17 protein-coding genes are annotated in these 18,525 nt (G+C 60.3%); 6 read left to right on the forward strand and 11 right to left on the reverse strand.

The window, feature by feature from the left end; all coding sequences use genetic code 11:
* Positions 1-6: 6 nt before the first annotated feature.
* The 10 genes from FY528_RS12605 to FY528_RS12650 all read right to left on the reverse strand — a co-directional run bounded on the left by FY528_RS12605 (position 7) and on the right by FY528_RS12650 (position 13,207).
* Positions 7-1,629 carry a bifunctional GNAT family N-acetyltransferase/carbon-nitrogen hydrolase family protein gene (locus tag FY528_RS12605; RefSeq protein ID WP_149071393.1) on the reverse strand — a complete coding sequence of 541 codons (1,623 nt, stop codon included), beginning with the start codon at positions 1,627-1,629 and terminating at the stop codon, positions 7-9.
* 210 nt (positions 1,630-1,839) lie between these two features.
* Entirely contained in the window at positions 1,840-2,496 is a 657-nt protein-coding gene (locus tag FY528_RS12610; RefSeq protein ID WP_149071373.1) for a CoA transferase subunit B, read from the reverse strand.
* 118 nt (positions 2,497-2,614) lie between these two features.
* Entirely contained in the window at positions 2,615-3,313 is a 699-nt protein-coding gene (locus FY528_RS12615) for a CoA transferase subunit A (protein WP_149071374.1), read from the reverse strand.
* Positions 3,314-3,427: 114 nt separating this feature from the next.
* The gene (locus FY528_RS12620) at positions 3,428-4,381 is read right to left on the reverse strand and encodes a bifunctional riboflavin kinase/FAD synthetase (RefSeq protein WP_149071375.1); all 954 of its coding nucleotides are present in this window, start codon (positions 4,379-4,381) and stop codon (positions 3,428-3,430) included.
* Positions 4,382-4,399: 18 nt separating this feature from the next.
* Positions 4,400-5,332 carry a DUF2268 domain-containing putative Zn-dependent protease gene (locus tag FY528_RS12625; protein ID WP_149071376.1) on the reverse strand — a complete coding sequence of 311 codons (933 nt, stop codon included), beginning with the start codon at positions 5,330-5,332 and terminating at the stop codon, positions 4,400-4,402.
* A gap of 77 nt (positions 5,333-5,409) precedes the next feature.
* On the reverse strand, positions 5,410-6,303 hold the full coding sequence (gene truB / locus FY528_RS12630; protein WP_149071377.1) for a tRNA pseudouridine(55) synthase TruB: 894 nt from the start codon (positions 6,301-6,303) through the stop codon (positions 5,410-5,412).
* Positions 6,300-7,103: an undecaprenyl-diphosphate phosphatase gene (locus FY528_RS12635; protein WP_149071378.1), complete on the reverse strand. Its 804-nt coding sequence runs from the start codon at positions 7,101-7,103 to the stop codon at positions 6,300-6,302. The genes truB and FY528_RS12635 overlap by 4 nt, the downstream gene beginning before the upstream one ends.
* On the reverse strand, positions 7,104-7,424 hold the full coding sequence (locus FY528_RS12640) for a DUF3098 domain-containing protein (protein WP_149071379.1): 321 nt from the start codon (positions 7,422-7,424) through the stop codon (positions 7,104-7,106).
* A gap of 79 nt (positions 7,425-7,503) precedes the next feature.
* Positions 7,504-8,397 carry a cell division protein FtsX gene (locus tag FY528_RS12645; protein ID WP_149071380.1) on the reverse strand — a complete coding sequence of 298 codons (894 nt, stop codon included), beginning with the start codon at positions 8,395-8,397 and terminating at the stop codon, positions 7,504-7,506.
* Between the two features lie 226 nt (positions 8,398-8,623).
* Complete coding sequence (locus tag FY528_RS12650; RefSeq protein WP_149071381.1) at positions 8,624-13,207, reverse strand: translocation/assembly module TamB domain-containing protein; 4,584 nt, start codon at positions 13,205-13,207, stop codon at positions 8,624-8,626.
* A 293-nt stretch (positions 13,208-13,500) separates the two neighbouring features.
* On the opposite strand from FY528_RS12650, the gene tsaD reads away from it, so the two are divergent.
* The 6 genes from tsaD (at position 13,501) to FY528_RS12675 (ending at position 17,240) form a co-directional block, all read left to right on the forward strand.
* Complete coding sequence (tsaD, locus tag FY528_RS12655; RefSeq protein ID WP_149071382.1) at positions 13,501-14,502, forward strand: tRNA (adenosine(37)-N6)-threonylcarbamoyltransferase complex transferase subunit TsaD; 1,002 nt, start codon at positions 13,501-13,503, stop codon at positions 14,500-14,502.
* Between the two features lie 115 nt (positions 14,503-14,617).
* On the forward strand, positions 14,618-14,764 hold the full coding sequence (locus FY528_RS21565) for a hypothetical protein (RefSeq protein WP_262383986.1): 147 nt from the start codon (positions 14,618-14,620) through the stop codon (positions 14,762-14,764).
* Positions 14,765-14,776: 12 nt separating this feature from the next.
* Positions 14,777-15,043 carry a thioesterase family protein gene (locus FY528_RS21570; RefSeq protein ID WP_373281618.1) on the forward strand — a complete coding sequence of 89 codons (267 nt, stop codon included), beginning with the start codon at positions 14,777-14,779 and terminating at the stop codon, positions 15,041-15,043.
* Positions 15,044-15,099: 56 nt separating this feature from the next.
* Positions 15,100-15,573, forward strand: coding sequence for an SsrA-binding protein SmpB (smpB, locus tag FY528_RS12665; protein ID WP_149071383.1), 474 nt, complete (start codon positions 15,100-15,102; stop codon positions 15,571-15,573).
* A gap of 142 nt (positions 15,574-15,715) precedes the next feature.
* Positions 15,716-16,519 carry a C40 family peptidase gene (locus FY528_RS12670; RefSeq protein ID WP_232066395.1) on the forward strand — a complete coding sequence of 268 codons (804 nt, stop codon included), beginning with the start codon at positions 15,716-15,718 and terminating at the stop codon, positions 16,517-16,519.
* Between the two features lie 226 nt (positions 16,520-16,745).
* Positions 16,746-17,240: an HNH endonuclease gene (locus FY528_RS12675; RefSeq protein ID WP_149071384.1), complete on the forward strand. Its 495-nt coding sequence runs from the start codon at positions 16,746-16,748 to the stop codon at positions 17,238-17,240.
* A 173-nt stretch (positions 17,241-17,413) separates the two neighbouring features.
* On the opposite strand, the gene FY528_RS12680 is transcribed toward FY528_RS12675, so the two are convergent.
* A complete protein-coding gene (locus FY528_RS12680; RefSeq protein ID WP_149071385.1) occupies positions 17,414-18,283 on the reverse strand; it encodes an alpha/beta fold hydrolase in 870 nt (289 codons plus the stop codon).
* Positions 18,284-18,525: the final 242 nt, after the last annotated feature.

Raw genomic sequence — 18,525 nt, forward strand, 5'->3', positions numbered from 1 at the left:
GGTTGCTTACCCAGCCGCAATGGCCTTGCGTTTGGTTACGCGGGGAGCCCGCTCTTCGCCCTGGGCTAGCAGCTCGTCGTCGCGCTCGGCTTTCTTCACCGTCCAGCTCAGGGAGTACAGGTCTTTGCGCCGGTCGCGCAGGTTGCGCACCGCGCCGCTGGTGTTCAGGTCCTTGAGCAAGTCCAAGTCCAGGTCGGCAATCAGCGTCATCTCGGTGTTGGGCGTGGCCTCGGCCACGATGGCGTCGTGGGGGAAGGCAAAGTCGGAGGGGCTGAACACGGCACTCTGCGAGTACTGAATGTCCATGTTTTCCACCCGGGGCAGGTTGCCCACCGAGCCCGTAATGGCCACGTAGCACTCGTTTTCGATGGCGCGGGCCTGGGCGCAGATACGCACCCGCTGGTAGGCGTTCTTCGTGTCCGTCCAGAAAGGAACGAACAGAATTTTCACGCCTTCATCCGAAAGCATGCGGGCCAGCTCGGGGAATTCCACGTCGTAGCACACCAGGATGCCGATTTTGCCGAAGTCCGTGTCGAAGCACTTGAGCTTGTCGCCGCCGCGCATGCCCCAGTAGGAGGCCTCGTCGGGGGTTACGTGCAGCTTGTACTGCTCGTCCACGGTGCCGTCGCGGCGGCAGAGGTAGGCTACGTTGTGCAGCTTGCCATCCTCATACACCGGCATGGAGCCCGCCACAATGTTGATGTTATAGCTCACGGCCAGCTCCATCATTTTGGTGCGGATGGGCTCAGTAAAGGCCGCCATAGCCCGGATGGCCACGGCTGGGGAGTCCTCGTTGGTGAGGGCCATGAGGGGGGCGTTGAAGAACTCCGGGAAAAGCACGCAGTCGGCTTTGTAGCCGCTCACCGTATCCACGAAGAACTCAATCTGCTGGAGCAGGTCTTCCAGGGAGCGAGTGGCGCGCATCTGCCACTGCACAATGCCCAGGCGCACGTTGCTTTTCTGGTTACCGATCAGCTTGTCCACGTCCTCGTCGTAGTACACGTTAATCCACTCCAGCAGCGTGGCAAACGCCTTCGACTCGGAGTCGTAGGGCAGGTAGCCGCGGATGATTTTGCGGACGTGAAACTCGTTGGAAAGCTGGAAGGTGAGGATGGGGTCGGTAATTTCCTTGTTGCGCACCATCTCCACGTACTTGGCCGGCGTCATCTCATTGGCATAGGCCGCGTAGCCGGGAATCCGGCCTCCGGCCACCATGGCGCGTAGGTTCAGGTTTTCGCACAGCTCCTTGCGGGCATCGTAGAGGCGGCGACCCAGGCGCAGGCTGCGGTACTCGGGATCTACAAACACGTCCACGCCGTAGAGCGTGTCGCCGTCGGCATTGTGGGTGTTGAACTTGCCGTTGCCGGTGATCTTGGAGTAGGTATGCCGGTCGCCAAAGTCGGAGTACTGCACGATGATGGCCAGTGCGGCCGCTACCACAATGCCGTTGTCCTCGATGCAGATCTGGCCTTCGGGGAATTTGCGCAGCAGGTTATTGTACTCATCCTGGGCCCAGGCGCCTTCCATGTTGGAGTATACCTTGTCCATAATGTCGCGCACGGCTTTATAGTCGCTTTTGCGCAGGGTGCGCAGCACCAGCTTGTGCGCGGGCACCGCCGTGGGCGTCATACGCTCGGCTACGGCGGGTACCGTTTGTTTTTTGGCGTGGCTACCGCCGGTTTTATTATTAGAAGCAGGCATAGGTCGAAGCAAAAGTCTTTGCGCAAAGGTACGGCTTGGACAGGCGTTGCGTTGGATTTATAGCCACGCAACGCAAACCGCCCGATGTCCAGGCGGGCATCGGGCGGTAGCTGGTTAAACTGCCAAGCAGGCCAATAGTTACACGCCCTGCATCTCGGGCACCTCGGCAGGGACAACCAGCTTGCCGGCGGTAGCGGCCTGGATTTGCTCTACCGAGACGCCGGGGGCCCGCTCACGCAGCACGAAGCCGTCGGGCGTCACGTCGAGCACGGCCAGCTCGGTTACAATCTTTTTCACGCAGCGCAGGCCGGTGATGGGCAGGGTGCAGGCGGGCAGCAGCTTGGAGCTACCGTCGCGGGCCACGTGCTGCATGGCCACGATAATGTTCTTGGCCGAAGCTACCAGGTCCATAGCGCCGCCCATGCCCTTCACCATCTTGCCGGGAATCTTCCAGTTGGCAATGTCCCCGTTCTCCGACACCTCCATGGCCCCCAGGATGGTGAGGTCCACGTGTTCCCCGCGAATCATACCAAAGGAGTCAGCCGAGGAGAAGAGGCTGGAGCCGGGTAGGGTAGTTACCGTCTGCTTGCCGGCATTGATGAGGTCCGGGTCCACTTCCGCTTCGGTGGGGAAGGGGCCCATGCCCAGCAGGCCGTTTTCGCTTTGCAGCTCCACGTTGATGCCTGCGGGAATGTAGTTGGCCACCAGCGTAGGAATGCCGATGCCCAAGTTAACGTAAGAGTTATTCTGTACTTCCTGGGCTATGCGCTTGGCAATGCCGTGTTTATCTAACATGATGTGCGAATGTGAGAAATGTGGGGTAATGTGCTCATGTGCTTTGTATGTACTCATGTGCTAATGCATTCGACGGAACGACCATTAGCACATCAGCACATTTTTCACATTTCTCACATTAAGATTGACGTACGGTGCGTTGCTCAATGCGCTTCTCGTAGTTCTTGCCTTCGAAAATGCGCTGCACGAAAATGCCGGGCGTGTGAATCTGGTTGGGGTCCAGCTCGCCGGCGGGTACCAGCTCTTCTACCTCGGCCACCGTGATTTTGCCTGCCGTGGCCATCATGGGGTTGAAGTTGCGGGCCGTGCCTTTGTAGATGAGGTTGCCGGCCGTGTCGCCCTTCCAGGCTTTTACAAACGCATAATCGGCGTGCAGGGCGGTTTCCAGCAGGTACATCTTACCGTTGAACTCCCGGCTTTCCTTGCCTTCACCTACCTCTGTGCCGTAGCCTGCGGGGGTGTAGAAGGCCGGAATGCCCGCGCCACCGGCCCGGCACCGCTCAGCCAGGGTGCCCTGCGGAATCAGCTCCACTTCCAGCTCTCCGCTCAGCAATTGGCGCTCAAACTCGGCGTTTTCGCCCACGTAGCTGGAAATCATCTTGCGTACCTGCTTGGTCTGGAGCAGGCGCCCGATGCCGAAGTCATCGACGCCGGCGTTGTTGCTGATGCAGGTGAGGTTGCGTACGCCGCGGCGCAGAATTTCCTCAATGGCGTTTTCGGGAATGCCGCACAGGCCGAAGCCACCGAGCATGAGCGTCATGCCATCGGTGAGGCCTTCCAGGGCCGCCTGGGGGCCGGCCACTACTTTGTTGATCATAGGACGAATTGGGTGGGGTTTGGGAGCGGGAAGGTAAACAGAACTACGAAAAAAGGCTGTCATCCTAGGCAAAGCGCAGAATAACAGCCCATCCTTCTTCTTGATTCTTCGGGCTTACCCGCCTACCAGCTGCCGCCGCGCATTGTCCGCGTCAAGGGCCAACTGGGCTTTCAGGGCATCGAGGCCGCTGAACTTCTGCTCGTCGCGCAGGCGGGCCACAAACTGCACCGACAGCAGTTGGTCGTACAGGTCGCCGTCGAAATCAAGCAGGTGTACTTCGGTGGTCTGGCTGAGCTGCCCGCCCACGGTGGGTCGCACCCCGATGTTGAGCATGCCCTGGTGCACTGTGCCCGCGGCCGTCGTCACCATCACCGCGTACACGCCGCGGGCCGGAATCAGCTTTAAGGGCTCGTCGCACACGATGTTGGCCGTAGGAAAGCCGATGGTGCGGCCCAGCTGCTGCCCGCGCACCACTGTGCCCGTGAGCGGGTAGGGGTAGCCCAGGTAGCGGTTGGCCGTGAGAATGTCGCCGCTTTCCAGGGCCCGGCGGATGCGGGTGCTGCTCACGCCCACGGCGTCCACATCCTCGCGCGGAATTTCCTCCACCGTCAGGCCGTAGCGGTCGGCGTGCTGGCTGAGGTACTCGAAGCCGCCTTCGCGGTTGCGCCCGAAGCGGTGGTCGTAGCCGATAACCAGCTTGCCGGTGCCCACCGTCCGGAGCAGAATCTGCTGAATAAACTCCTCGGAGGTGAGGGCAGCAAACTCCTTGGTGAAGGGCACGATGAGCAGGTAGTCGACGCCAAAGTCCGCCAGCTTCTGGGCCCGTTCTTCCAGGGTGTTCAGCAGGTGCAGATCCTGAGGCTGGGGGTGGGTGGGTGGCGGGGCCAGCACCAGGCGCGGGTGCGGCCAGAAGGTGATGACCACAGCCGGGCCGCCGCTTTGCCGGGCCACTTCCAGCAGGCGCTGCAGAATCTTCTGGTGCCCCAGGTGCACCCCATCAAAGGTGCCACTGGTGACCACGGCATTGGTCAGGAAAGGAAACGCGGCAGGGTCGCGGACAATCAGCATAAGGAAAGGGGAAGGCCGCTACCGAAACTGGTCGGCGTAGTGGCTTTGTTGCAGAAACTGCCGGCAGTCAGCAATGTTAAGGATATCGTGTACGGCCCGGCGCTTGTCGGCAGCGCGGGTATAGTAGGCTTTGCAAATCTGGTAGCCAATGTAGTAGCCCAGGTCGGCGGGGCGGCCGGCGGGCCGTTCGCCCCCGTAGAGCCAGTTGGCGAAGCTGTCGTTTTCCCCCAGGTTCTGGTCGCGCGTAAACTCCTGCCAGAGCTGCTTTTCCCGGCCCCGGGCATACTCGTAGGGCTCCGTCTTGCCGATGCGGCCTGATATCAGCTCCGCTACGAAGTCGGCTCCGCCCTCAATCAGGCACTGCTCCAGCAGGATGCGGTATTTGTAGGGAATATTCTGCTGCAAGTGCACGGCCTCGTGGGCCGCCAGCGGGGCCATGTCGGCCGGCGCGTTCATTTCCGTGCTCAGCAGCAGCCCCACCGCCTGGGCATTGCCGCCCACGCCAAACGTGCCCACGCCAAAAATTACGGGCGGAAAGGTAGCCGCCGGGTACAGGTTTTTCAGGGCCAGGTAGGTAGCGCGGCATGCGGGTACGGCGGAGGCTATTTGCTCGGAACCAGCCCGGATGCGCAGGTAATCGGCCCGGCGCCGCCGGACTACGGCCCGCAGCGAATCGGCGTTGGGCAGGCCGTTTTTCTCCAGCAAAATGCGGGTGCCCGGGGTGGCGGGCTGCCAGTACAGGGTAGCAAAAGCGTTGCCGGGGGCGCCGGCCGCGTCGGCATCGAAGGCCCGCCAGAAATTCGCCACGTCCTGCGTTTCGAAGCGCACCTTCAGCGGGTCAGGCTCGCGGGCCGGAGCAGGTGGCGTCTTGGCGGCCTGGGCCCACACCCCCGGGCTGGCCGCCAGCAGCAGGGCAAACGGCAGTAGCAAAAACAGGCGGTATGTAGCCATAAGCAAGTAGGGTAGGGGTGGGTGGCTAATTACTCAATAAACAACGTGCGTTTTAAGCGAATCCCCAATGCCAGACCTTACTCCGCAGCCGCCAGCGGGTCAGGCGTGGCGGGCTTATCCGCCTGCGTGGTGGCGCTGTAGTATTCCAACCCGGCCCGGCGCTCGGGCTGGCGCTGACGGCGGGGCCGCTGCTCGCCCTCGCCCTCGGGGCGGGGTGGCCGCAGGGCTTCCAGCTGCGCCATGCTCAAGGCATCGGCCACCGCGTACTCCCCGATGCGGGTGCGCACGAGCTTGGTGAGGTGGGCGCCGCAGCCCAGGGCCAGGCCAAAGTCGCGGGCCAGGCTGCGGATGTAAGTGCCCTTGGAGCAGGTCACGCGGAAGTCAACCTCGGGCAGCTCGATGCGGGTAAGCTCAAACGCCCGGATGGTCACCTGCTTGCTTTTGATTTCGGCCTCGCCGCCGCGCCGGGCCACTTCGTAGGCCCGCTCCCCGTTCACCTTCACCGCCGAAAACAGCGGGGGCGTCTGCTCGATAAGCCCTATAAACTGCGCAGTAGCAGCGCGCACCTGCTCCTCGGTGAGGTGCTCGTAGGGCAGCTCGGCGTCTACGGGCGTTTCCAGGTCGAAGGAAGGCGTGGTCTGGCCCAGGCGGAAGGTGCCGGTGTACTCTTTTTCCTGGGCCTGAATCAAGTCAATCTGCTTGGTTTTCTTGCCGGTGCAGAGAATGAGCAGGCCGGTAGCCAGCGGGTCGAGGGTGCCGGCGTGGCCGATTTTCTTGATGCGCAGGGTGTTCTTGACTTTGCGCACCACGTCGAACGAGGTCCAGGTCAGGGGCTTATTCAGCAGCAGGACGCCGCCTTCGTCGGAATTCCAGACCGCCAGCAGCTCTGCGGACGCCTGGTTAGGGACTAGTTCTGGGGCCGGCAGGGCCGCGGGCTGCTGGGCCGTGGGGTCTTTTTCTTCCGGGCTCATAGTAGCTGTAAGTTGATGCCCAGGCCAATCATTACCAGCAGAATGCCGCCTACAATAACGCGGTAGATACCGAAGGCGCGGAACCCGAACCGCGTGACAAACCCAATAAACAGCCGAATAGCCAGCAGCGCCACCACGAAGGCTACCACATTGCCGAACAGGATCAGCTTGACATCGGCTCCGGTGAGGCGGCCGCCGTCCTGGTAGAAGTCGAGCAGGTCTTTGGCTGCGGCGGCGGCCATGGTAGGCATGGCCAGGAAAAACGCAAACTCGGCGGCGGCTTTGCGAGTAAGCCTCTGGGTGAGGCCCCCAATGATGGTAGCGGCCGAGCGGCTCACGCCTGGTACCACGGCCAGGCACTGAAACACCCCAATCACAAACGCCTGGCGGAAACTGGGCGTGGTAACGGGGTGGCCTTCTTCGGGTTGTTCCTGCGGAAACCACCGGTCTACAAACATTAGCACCAAGCCACCCAGCAGCAGCATGACCCCCACTACCAGCACCGATTCGAGCAGGATATCAATGTATTTCTTGAGGGTGAGGCCTACCACCACCACCGGCAGGAAAGCTACCAGCAGCTTCAGGTAGAAGTCGAAATTCTGCAAGAAGCGCCGCCAGTACACGGCCAGTACCGACAGAATGGCCCCCAACTGAATAACCACCAGATACAGCTTGGTGAAAGCCGTTGCCGGAATGCCCAGCAGGGCCGAAGCAATAATCATGTGGCCTGTGCTGGAAACAGGCAAAAACTCCGTGATGCCCTCTACAATAGCCAGAATCAACGCTTGCCAATAAGTCATTTAGGGGCGCTTGTAGGTAGGACGAGCCGGCTCCACGGGAGCCACCGGAGCCACTGGCGTAGGGGACGTTGTTGGGGTGTAGGCAGCGGTGGCCGTAGGAGCAGCCGTTTCGGTAGTGTTACCCGACTTTGCCATGATGGCAAAAAACTCCACGACGAACCCGGCCGCCAGCAGCAAGGGGCCTAGCGTGATGCCCAGGAAACCTTCTCCGTACTCGGTCGTGTCGAGGGTCATGGTAATGAAACCGGCGGCCAGCATAGCCAGGCCGACAAACATCAGCCGGTAGTTGCGCGGCCCGAAGGCGAAGCGTTGAGTTGCCATATAGTCGTTATTCGGTGTTTGTTTTTTGTTTTCAATCAGCGGGCCGCCTCGCTATGAGCGAACAGCTAGCCGCTCAATATTAATAGAGCTCATCCAGGGAGAGGCCCAGGTACTTGCGCACGGCCCGGAAAGAGCTGATAAAACCAATGAAGGAACCCAGCGCCACCAGGAACACCAGCAGCACGGCCAGCAGCCGCTCGTCGCGAAGCAAGCGCAACTCCTCCACGCGCAGGTAGGCGTACTGCAGCAACGCCAGCAGCAGCAAGGCCGCCAGCACCCCACTCACGAAGCCCTGCCAGGTAGCTCGCCGCAAAAACGGCCGCTGAATGAACATAGATGTGGCGCCCACCAGCTGCATGCTGCGAATCAGAAACCGCTGCGAGAACAAAGCCAGCTTAATGGTATTGTTGATGAGCACCACTACCACAATGGTCAGCACGGCTGCGAAGCCCAGCAGCACCAGGCTAATGTTGCGGATGTTCTGGTTGATGGAGTCAATCAGGCTCTGTACGTACTGCACTTCGTACACCCCGGTTTCGGCGCGCAGCTCTTTCTCCACGCGGGCCAGCCCCGCCTTATCGGTGTACTCGGGGTTGATTTTCAGGATGTAGGCGTCGCGCAATGGATTGTCGCCCAGAAACTGCTGGAAGTCTTCCCCGGTCTGGTCCACAAACTGCCGGGCACCTTCCTCTTTCGAAAGAAAACGTACCTGGGGCTGGTTGTCGCGGAAAGCAATGAAAGGCTTGGCGGCAAACGTCTGCTGCAGGCGCAGCAGCTGGGCCTCGGGCAGGTCGCGCTCCAGGTACACCTGCATTTCCAGGTTTTCCTTCACCACCTCCGAGAGCTTGTGCGCGTGCAGCAGCAGCAGCCCAAACAGCCCAATCACCAGCAAGGCCAGCGTGATGCTGAACACCACCATGGTATGGGGGTAGGAGCCAAGCTTTTTCTTTCGGGTTGGGCGCGATGGAGGCATAGGGGGCAAAACTACCAATTTAAGACTGAAGAAGTGTCATTGCGAGGCGCAGCCGAAGCAATCCGTTCTATACAGCACCAGACACTTTTTCTCTGTCAGAAAGTCCTTCCTGATGTGCTATGAGTAAGGGCTTTCTGGTAGCCGAATGGGTTGGGCATTGCCCAAGACGGATTGTTTCGACCCTGGCTTGATGCGCCACAAGCTCGCAATGACACGTTCTCATTGCTTAATTCACCACCGTCCGCGGGTCATCGTCGATGTTCAGCTCGCGGGCTTTGCGCGAGGCTTCCTCCCGGCGGCGCAGGCGCTTGCGGGCCAGCAGTTCGCGCACCGAGTTGAACTGCTCCGTGTGCAGCACGCTCATGCCTGCCCGGGCCTGGTTCTGGTTGCTGGCTGCAATGGCTTGGCTAAAGTCGCGCGGGGTTGTTTCGTAGCGCAGGCGCAGGCGCAGCTTGCCATCTTCCCGCAGGAAGTACTCCAGGCTCCAGTCGCCCACCAAGGAGCTTTGCGCGCCTGGAATAACGGTGCCATCGGTACCCGTGACGGGGGCGTTGCTGAAGCCGCCTTCACGCGTCAGGCGCAGGCGGCCACCCAGCAGGTTGTAGCTAAGCCGCAATTGTAGAGCCTGCAGCTCCTCCGGCGTCACGCCGTTGATGTTAAAAGCAATTTCCAGGTTCGGGTCAATCTGGGCCGTGAGCAGGCCAAGCTGGGTGGAAATAATCTGCCCCAGGCTATTGCCGAAGCCCAGGTCGGAGCCCGCAAACTTGCCTACGCCCGACAAAGAGCCCGGCGACGTGAGCTGGCGGAACACAATCAAGCTGAAAACCTGGCGGTTGAGCTCCTGCTCGTCGTTGCGCAGAGAGGTGATGAAAGAGGTCAGCTCGCCCTCGGCCGACGAGGGAATATCGTTGAACTCCAAACTAAGCTGAATAACCGGCAGCAGCAGGGGCCCGGTCAGGTTCATCACGGCCGTGACGGGGATAGTGGCCGTGCTGTTGGCAATAATAGGCGCCAGCGAGGTGCGCTGGGTATAGGTGGCCGTCACGTTCATCTGCCCGTCCAAGGGGTTGCCGTTCCAGCTGATGGTGCCGCCCGGCCGCACCTGAAACTCTTTGTTTACCAGGCCCTGCAGCGTGAAGTTGTAGAGTCCGCGCACAATCTCCACCTGCCCGTACATGTTGAACTCTCCGCGGGTGTCAATGTTGAGGCGCAGCTGTCCGCTGGCCGTTCCCCGGATAACGTCGCCGGTGCTTTCGTCGAGCAGAATCTCGATGTAGGCGTCCGGGGTGATGTCGAGGTTGAAGTTGAGCCGGATGCCGGAAAGGTCGACTTTGCTTTCTACCTCGGTTGGAATCTTCACCGTCCGGGCCGTGTCGGGCAAGTTGCGGTTTACGAACTTGATGTAGTTGGCCTGCTCGGCTTTGGCCGCGTTGTCGAGCGGCAGGGAAAACCGGGTGCCATCTTCGCTACGTGCCGTCACAAACACGACCAGGTTGTCCGTTGGCCCGGTAATGCGGGCGTCGCCGGTAGCGTAGGCCGTACCGAAATACAGGTCGTTGTCCTTACGGGTGGTGTTCAGCACCTGCAGCTTGCGGAAGGAGGCCGTGAGGGCCAACGACATGTTCTGGAAGCCCTGGTGGAAGATATTGCCGTTGAGGGTGCCGTAGTTGCCGAGCGGGTCGCGGAGGCGAATGTTGCGGAAGGCAATCCGGTCTTCCTGAAAGCGGATTCGGTCGGAGAAAGTATACGTGGTGCCCAGATAGTCAAAGGTGAGCTGCCCATCGGTGACGTCAATGGTCCCTATTAAGTTGGGGGCCGCCAGCCGGCCGGTCAGGCGCAGGGTGCCGTTGGCCAGGCCGTTCATATTGCTAAACAAGGTGTTGAGCAGCGGCTCCGCCAGCTTCACCGGGGCGTCGTTCAGCACGGCTGTCACGTTGAGCTGGTCGTTTAGCTCGCTGGGCTTGTAGGTGCCACTGAGGGCCACCAGGCGCTGCTGGTCGCGCAACACGTTGGCCGAGAGGCGCAGCAGCTTCGCCGCGTTGTCCCAGTCAGCCACCCCGGCTACGTCGCCAATCAGCACCTGGTCAAACACCAGCGAATCCACGTCGAGTCGGGCACTGGCAATCAGTTGCCCATAAAGGCCGCGCAGGTCACCCACGGCATTTACGCGGCCCGTAATGTTTTGGTGGGTGAGCGTGTTGAGGGTGCCCAGCTCAAAGTTCTGTACGGCCAGGCGTAGCAGCTTGGCAGGGTCCTCCGAAATCTGCCCCTGGGCGCTGATGCTCTGCGCGCCATTGGAGAGGTTGAGGTTCTGCACGTCGATTTCCCGGCCGCCGCCGCTGATCAGAATCGAGTTTTCGGCGGCAATAGTCCAGTCGCGGCCCAGCAGGTTCAGGCCCGACTGCCGGAAGACCACCTGCACGGCCTGGGGCAGAAACGACAGCGCCCCGTTGATCTGCGCGCGGTTGGTAGTGCCCGTCTGCGCCAGGGAAGTGGAGAAGTTGATGCGCTCCTGGTCCCACACGCCTTCCACGTAAAAATCCTGGGTGTTGCCCAGCCCCGGCACCCGCTGCCGCGCCGACGTGACGTTGGCCTGGGCCAGCACCTCGGGCTGGTACGGCAGCTTAGAGGTGGTGAAGTCGAAGTCGGAGTTAAACGTGCGCACACTGTCGAACTGCAGCGTATCGAAGTGCCCGCCTAGGGAGAAGATAGACGTGTTGCCGTTGCGGAAGGAGCCATCAATGCGCGAGTTGACGGCCACCGTCAGGCCCGGCACAAACAGGTGCAACACGGGGTTGGGCTTCTTTAGCTGTAAATCCAGGTTGATGGCATAATCGGGCGTGGGCAAGCGGCGTTTGCGGCGGTAGTAGGCGGCCGTAGCGGCATCGTCGCTCTCAAAGTTGAGGCGGTATTCCGTCAGCAGCACCTGCACGTCGCGCAGCACGCGGGAGAAGTCGAAGTTGCCTACAGCTGTCAGGTCGGCTACTTCGGAGCGCACGAGCAGGCGGCGCTGGCCGTCCGGGTCACGGCGCGAAAACACGTCAAACGTATCAACAGCCACCGTGCGGCTATTAAAGCCCAGGCGGGAGTTGCGCAAGGCCACGCTGCCCAGCAGCTTATCCAGCTGCAGCCCCTGGAAGCGCACGTCGGCGGTGGTGGCCAGCGTAATGTTCTGCTTGGTAAGGCCCAGGGTGCGCAGGTTGGCGCGGCGCACCGTAGCCTTGAGGTCGAAGGCTTGGCGGTTGGCGTTCAAATCCACGGTGCCATCGGCCGTAGCGCGCAGGTTTGGGTCGTCGATGGAGAGCTTGCCAGCAAAGGCCTGCCGGCGGAACTGCCCGTTGGTGGTGATATTGCGGTAGCGGTAGCCCTGCAGCCAGATGCTCTGCACCGTGGCATTGGCCTGCACCCGGGCCCCGGCCGGCGTAAAGCCCACGCCCTCCACGCGCCCGTTCATGGTCACGTCGCGGATGGTGGATTCGTCGCCCAGCAGCTTGCCCAGCTGAAAAGCCGTGGTTTTCACGTTGCCCTCGTAGCTGGAATAGCGCGGGTCAGTCTTGAACTTCAGGTTTACGTCGGATACCACCGAGCCCAGAGCCGTCTGGAAGGAGCCGTTGGCCACAAAGTCGTTGTAGAAACCCAGGAACTGCCCTTTCAGCTTCACGGTCCCCAGCCGCTGCACGTAGGGCCAGCCCTGGGCCGGAATGTAGCGCCGGATGTCGCGCCCATCCACCACCGAAGGCTGCAGGCGCATCTCCACGAAGCTTTCCTTGAGGTTGGGCAGGCCCTGCACGTTGATGTTCCCAACTACGTGCGTGTTGCGCCCATACCGCACGTCCAGATTTTTGGTGGTGAAGTCCCGGACGTAGCCTTTGGCCTCGCCCGAGAGCAGGACCGTTTCGTTGAGCGTCTGCAGAAAATCCTGGGGCGCAAACTTGGCAATGTCGTCGGAATACACCCGGGAAGGGTTCAGGCGGGCAATAACCTTCACCGAGTCGTTGAAGTCGGTGAAGTTGAGGAAGTGGTCGTACTCGAAGCGCACGTAGTGGTGCAGCTGGCTGTTTTGTACGCGCAGGTTCAGCTTGTCAAACTCCCAGAACTTGCTGGCGTAGGTCATGTCAGCCGTCAGCTCGCGCAGGCGGGTGCCGGAGGGCGTATCCACGGTGCGCAGGTTGTGCACGCGCGTGTAAATCGTGTCGCCGTGGAGCTGAATGCCGGACAGGTCGCCGTAGATACTGTCGAGGTACATATGGGCGTAGTCCATGGTGCGCCCGTAGTACGGCTCGCGCGGCTTGTTTCGGTCGTCGAGCACGAAGCGGCCGTTGCGCAGGCCAATGGCGTCAATCTTAAAGTCGAAGGGCTGACTAACTTTGGTAGTGTCGGTGGGGCCAATCAGGCGGCGCACCGCCGACAGGAACTCGGTGAGGTTGGTGCTGTCGGGCTGCCCAGGGTAGGTGATAAGCGAAAAGCGCGGTTCTTCCAGCGTGAGCTTGCCCACGTGCAGGTGCCTGGGGTCGAACACCGAAAACAGGGTGATGTCGGCATCGGCGCGGCCAATGTTGAACAGCTCGTTGCCGCGCCGGTCGAGCACCCGCACTTGTTCCAGCAGCACCCGCGAGAACGGGCGCACATCTACGCGGCCTACCGTCACGCGGTGGCCCAGGCGGGCCGTAAGCATGGTGGCGGCCCGGTGCGCCAAGTTCGTTTGTACCCCCGGCAGCCGCAAGGCTACCAGCGTGCTGCCTACCACCACAACGAGCAGCAGCAAGAGCACCAGCAGTGCCTTAAGAAGAACAGTCAGGAAACGGGGCACGGGGGCAGAAAAAGAAAAAGGCGGCAGCTAATCGGAACAAAGATAAACGGTTGGCCTGGACCGTTGCCTGAAGGGAAATTTTCGCTCAGAACGGCAGAACCGCGGCAGAGGTTGAGCCCGACAAACGGTGGAAGCGGCAGTTTAGCGTTTTGCTCCGACCTTTGCCGGTGAATTAGAAATGAAGAAGGGAAATGAGGAATGCAGCATTCTGAATTTTACCCGTGCGTACCCGGTAAGAAGCTCCCCAACTTCTTCCTCTTCATTCCTCATTCCTCATTCATAATAACGAGAGGATGCCCACTATTCTGGCCATAGAATCTTCCTGCGACGATACTTCGGCCGCCATTATGGTCGACGGCGAAATTCGCTCCAACGTGGTAGCTACCCAGCAGGTGCACGAGCAGTACGGCGGCGTGGTGCCCGAGCTGGCCTCGCGCGCCCACCAGCAGCACCTGATTCCCGTGGTAGAAGCCGCCCTGCAGCGGGCGGGCGTCACCAAGAAAGACCTGGACGCCGTGGCCTTCACCCAGGGGCCGGGGCTGCTGGGCTCCCTGCTGGTAGGGGGCATGTTTGCCAAAACCCTGGCTTTGGCCCTGGGCAAGCCGCTGATTGCCGTCAACCACATGCGGGCGCATATCCTGGCCCACTTCATTGAGGAGCCGCGGCCCGTATTTCCGTTTCTGTGCCTCACGGTAAGTGGAGGCCATACCCAGCTGGTCATCGTGCGCAGCGCCCTGGACATGGAAATCATCGGGCAAACCATCGACGATGCGGCCGGGGAAGCTTTCGACAAAACTGCCAAGCTCCTGGGGCTGCCTTACCCCGGTGGGCCTCACCTCGATAAATTGGCCCGGGAAGGCAACCCCCACCGCTTTGCTTTCCCCGTGGGGGCCATGCCCGGCTATGATTTCTCCTTCAGCGGACTGAAAACGGCGGTGCTCTATTTTCTGAAAAAAGAAACCGCGCAGAATCCCGAATTCGTGCAGGAAAACCTCCCAGACCTCTGCGCCAGTATTCAGTACACTATTATTCAAACGCTCCTGCGCCAGCTGCGTCGGGCCGCCGCCGATAATACCCTCACGCAAATTGCCCTGGCCGGGGGCGTAGCGGCCAACAGCGGCTTGCGCCAGGCCCTGCAGGACGAGGCTGCCGCGCAAAACTGGCAGGTGTTTATTCCCGCGTTTCAGTTCTGCACCGACAACGCGGGCATGGTAGCCATGACGGCCCATTTCCAGTACCAGGCCGGCGACTTTGCCACCCAGCTCGTCAGCTCCGACCCCCGCCTGAAATTGTGAGGTGTGGTTTCGTGCGTAGTGGTTTGGTTTTGGGCGGTTAGGGGAAGTCTGCCATCCGTAGTTGCAGCCAGAGTAGCACGCTAAGAATCGAAACCTGTTGTAAAAAAGCACCCCGATGAAGAATCCATTCCGGCCCGGCGATGAGCAACACTACCAACTGACTGTGACGGCCGCGCATTTTGCGGTGCTCAACGGGCAGCTGATTCACCCGGTGCTCAGTACGTTTGCGCTGGGCCAGGCCCTGGAGTGGGCGAGCCGCTAGTTTGTGGAGCACATGCTGGAAGAAGGCGAGGAAGGCATCGGAACCTCACTGACGGTAGAGCACTGCGCTCCGGCTTTTGAAGGTGAAACCGTGGAATTTCGCGCTATTTTTGAGCAACTCAACGGCGCCGAGCTGCTGTGTCGCGTAGAAGCCCGGGTGGGCGAGCGGCTGGTAGCCACGGGCCGCACGGGGCAGCGCATTGTGGACCGCGCCCGGCTGCAGGCCCGTTTCGCGGCGCTACGCTTAGCCGGTACCTCCTCCGCTGCCTCCCTATCCTAACGTATTGTTGATAGAGCCCAATCACCGGTTTCTGCCAACTTCCGAGCTACTCTTCCATGGCCAAACAAAAAGATGATGCGCCTAAGCGCGTCAATATCCAAAACCGCCGCGCCCGGCACGAATACAGCTTTCTGGCCCAGTACGACGCCGGCCTGATGCTGCAGGGAACCGAAATCAAGAGCATTCGGGATGGCAGCGTGCAGCTGCAGGACGGTTTCTGCTCCTTTCACCCCGATGGTAGTCTCTGGGTGCACAACGTCACCATTGCCAAGTACACCGAAGGCACCTATAACAACCACGAGCCTACCCGTCCGCGCAAGCTGCTACTCAACAAGCGGGAGCTGCGCCAGCTCGCCGACAAATCCACCGAGCAGGGCCTCACCATTATTCCGGTGCGCATGTTTGTGAGCGACCGGGGCTTTGCCAAGCTGGAAATAGCCCTGGCCAAAGGCAAAAAGCTCTACGACAAGCGCGAAGACCTGAAAGCCAAAGACCAGAAGCGCGAGATGGACCGGACCCGCGACTATTAAGCGCGGAGAACAGGGAAATAAGCCGTTTTCTGCAAGGAAGTTTGGCTGATTGCGGTTTAAGCGGGAGCTTCGTGACTAGTTGTGGCGGGTGGGCAGCATTACGCACTCACCGCACTTCTTCACTTACTCACTCATTCACTCTTTGGAACACGGAATTTGCGCATTGAGCGCCGTGCCGGTACGGGCCGAGCCCACGGATAAGGCCGAACTGGTAACCGAGTTGATGTTTGGTGAATGCTACTCTGTGCTGCTCACCCAAGGCAACTGGCATCAGGTACGCCTGGCGGCCGATCAGTATGTGGGCTGGATTGATTTCAAGCAGCACACGCCCGTTTCGGCCGAGTACCTGGCTGCCTGGCAGCAGCAGGACCACCCGCGCTGCCTGGATGTAGTGCAGGTGGTAAGCGAAGCCAAAACGCGAATTCCGGTTACGCTGGGCTGCCGGCTACCATTTTTCGATGGCATGACCCTGCGCCTCGGCAACCAGCAGTTGTTTTACAATGGCCCGGCCACCAACCCCGAGAACGGGCACGGGCCGCACGGCGCCGTGGAGCCCCGCCTCCGGCTTTTGCTGAAAGTTGCCCAACTGTACCTGAAGGCCCCTTACGTCTGGGGCGGCAAAAGCATTTTCGGCCTCGACTGCTCGGGGCTGGTGCAGCAGCTCTATGGCCTTATTGGCGTGCAGCTGCCCCGCGACGCCCGGCAGCAGATTGACTTTGGCGCGCCGGTGCATTTTGTGGCGCAGGCTCGCCCCGGCGACCTGGCTTTCTTCGACAACGCAGAGGGCAACATCATACATGTCGGCATCGTCCTGGATGAGCAAACTATTCTGCACGCTCACGGCGAGGTCCGCATCGACCCGCTGGACCACAACGGCATCTTCAACCGCGACCGGCAGAAGTACTCCCATAAGCTCCGCCTGATCAAGCGCCTGCTGGCGGATTAAGCATTTTCAGCGGTAGGCAGAAGATGAAACCACGAAAAGCCCTTGCACCGATATAGGTGCCAAGGGCTTTTTTGATGAGGATAGGCCTGAAATGAAGACTACGCATGGGCTCTGCGCTGAGCAAAAAGCCTACTGATAAAACGCGCAACTGAAACGGCGTATCTGTTGTTAATACGCTTAGAATCATCTAGCTTTCGCTGTATCCGATGATTCCAACCAGTTGCGTATGGACCATAAAGTGCTTGTGCTAAACGGCGATTATACTGCCATCACGCTGTGCAGCGTGCAAAAGGCGTTTGTGCTGCTTTTTCTGGAGAAGGCTGAGATGATTGCCAAATCCGATCAGGGCGTGCTGCGCACCATTTCCCAGGCGTTTCCGAAGCCCAGCATCATTCGGTTGCAGCGCTATGTGCGCGTGCCTTACAAGGGCATTGCCCTCAGCCGCCACAACATTATGAAGCGGGACCATTTTGAGTGCCAGTACTGCGGGTCCACCAAAAACCTGACGCTGGACCACGTGATGCCCAGGAGTAGGGGAGGGGACTCCAGTTGGAGCAACCTGCTCACGGCCTGCGCGCGTTGCAACCATGCCAAGGGTCACCGCACCCCGCAGGAAGCCGGCCTTACCATCAGGCAACAGCCCAAAAAGCCTACGCTTTCCGGCTTCCTGAAACTCAGTGCCGGCTCCATCGACGAAAACTGGCACGCGTACCTAAACTAACGGCAGCAGGCATTTCGCCTCGCTGCCGTTTTTGTTGCGCTAAATACGTCGACTTATAGGCAACGCCCCAAGCCGAAGTTGTTCCTTGGTCGATAGCACGGCCTGCCTAAAAAAAGCGACGCCGGCTCCCGAACAGGAACCGGTGGCGCTAAGGGGCCAGTAGGATGGGCTAGCTACAGGGAGAAGGCATTAGAGTTGGTGACCTTGGTGCCGCCCACAAACTGCAGCAGGTCGTGGTTGAGCCGGTCTTTCTCCGTGATAAACAAGCCGTGTGGAGCACCGCTGTACTCCACAAACTGGGCGTGGGGGACAAACTGGGTCATTCGTTCCCCACTTACGGCGGGCGGCACCGTGGCGTCGCTGCTGCCGTGAATAACCAGGGCAGGTATCTTGATGGTCTTTAAGTCCTGACGGAAGTCGGTTGCGGCAAAGGCGTACACGCATTGCTCGGTAGCCCGGGGCGAGGCTATCTGGCACATGGCCTGCATCCAGTCCAGGGTGGCATTGCTAACAGGGTGGCTAATGGTGCCCACGCCAAAGAACTGTTTGCCAAACGTGGCCAGGAAGTCGAACCGGTCCTTATGGATGCCTTCTACCATCTTGTCGAAATTGGCTTTGGGGGCACCATCGGGGTTGTCATCGGTTTGCAGCAGGAAGGGCGTTACGGCCGACACAAAAGCAACTCGGGCAACCCGGGCCCCGCCGTGGCGGCTCATGTAGCGTGCTACCTCGCCGCCACCCATAGAAAAGCCCACGAGCGTCACATTTTGCAGGTCCAGCTCATCCAGCACTGCTTTCAAGTCATCGGCGAAGGTATCGTAATCGTAGCCCTCCCAGGTTTTGGTGGAGTTGCCAAAGCCGCGGCGGGTGTAGGCCACCACGCGGTGGCCGTGCTTGGGTAGTTCGGCCAGCTGGTACTCCCACATTTCGTGGGAAGCGGGCCAGCCGTGAATCAGGACTATCGGGTCGCCCTGGCCCTGATCAACGTAGTGGAGTTTTACTTCGTGGCCATTGGCGTCGCGGCCGGCGGTGATATAGCTCATGAGGTGCTTGGCAAAAAGGTGTAAAAAGGATACTTGTGTTGCTACATACGAGGGTAGCTCAGAGCTGGACAGCTAAGCCCCATATTTTGTACAACGTGCAGGTTACAGGCGCTACAGACGTGACCTCCTCCCAATTGCTGGACCGGCTAGAAGTAGAGCATCAGGCGGTTTTGACCTCCTCCCAATTGCTGGACCGGCTAGAAGTAGAGCATCAGGCGGTTTGAAGCTCGACAGTAGCGGCG

This window comes from Hymenobacter lutimineralis (genome assembly GCF_008271285.1).
GTDB classification, from domain to species: Bacteria; Bacteroidota; Bacteroidia; order Cytophagales; family Hymenobacteraceae; genus Hymenobacter; species Hymenobacter lutimineralis.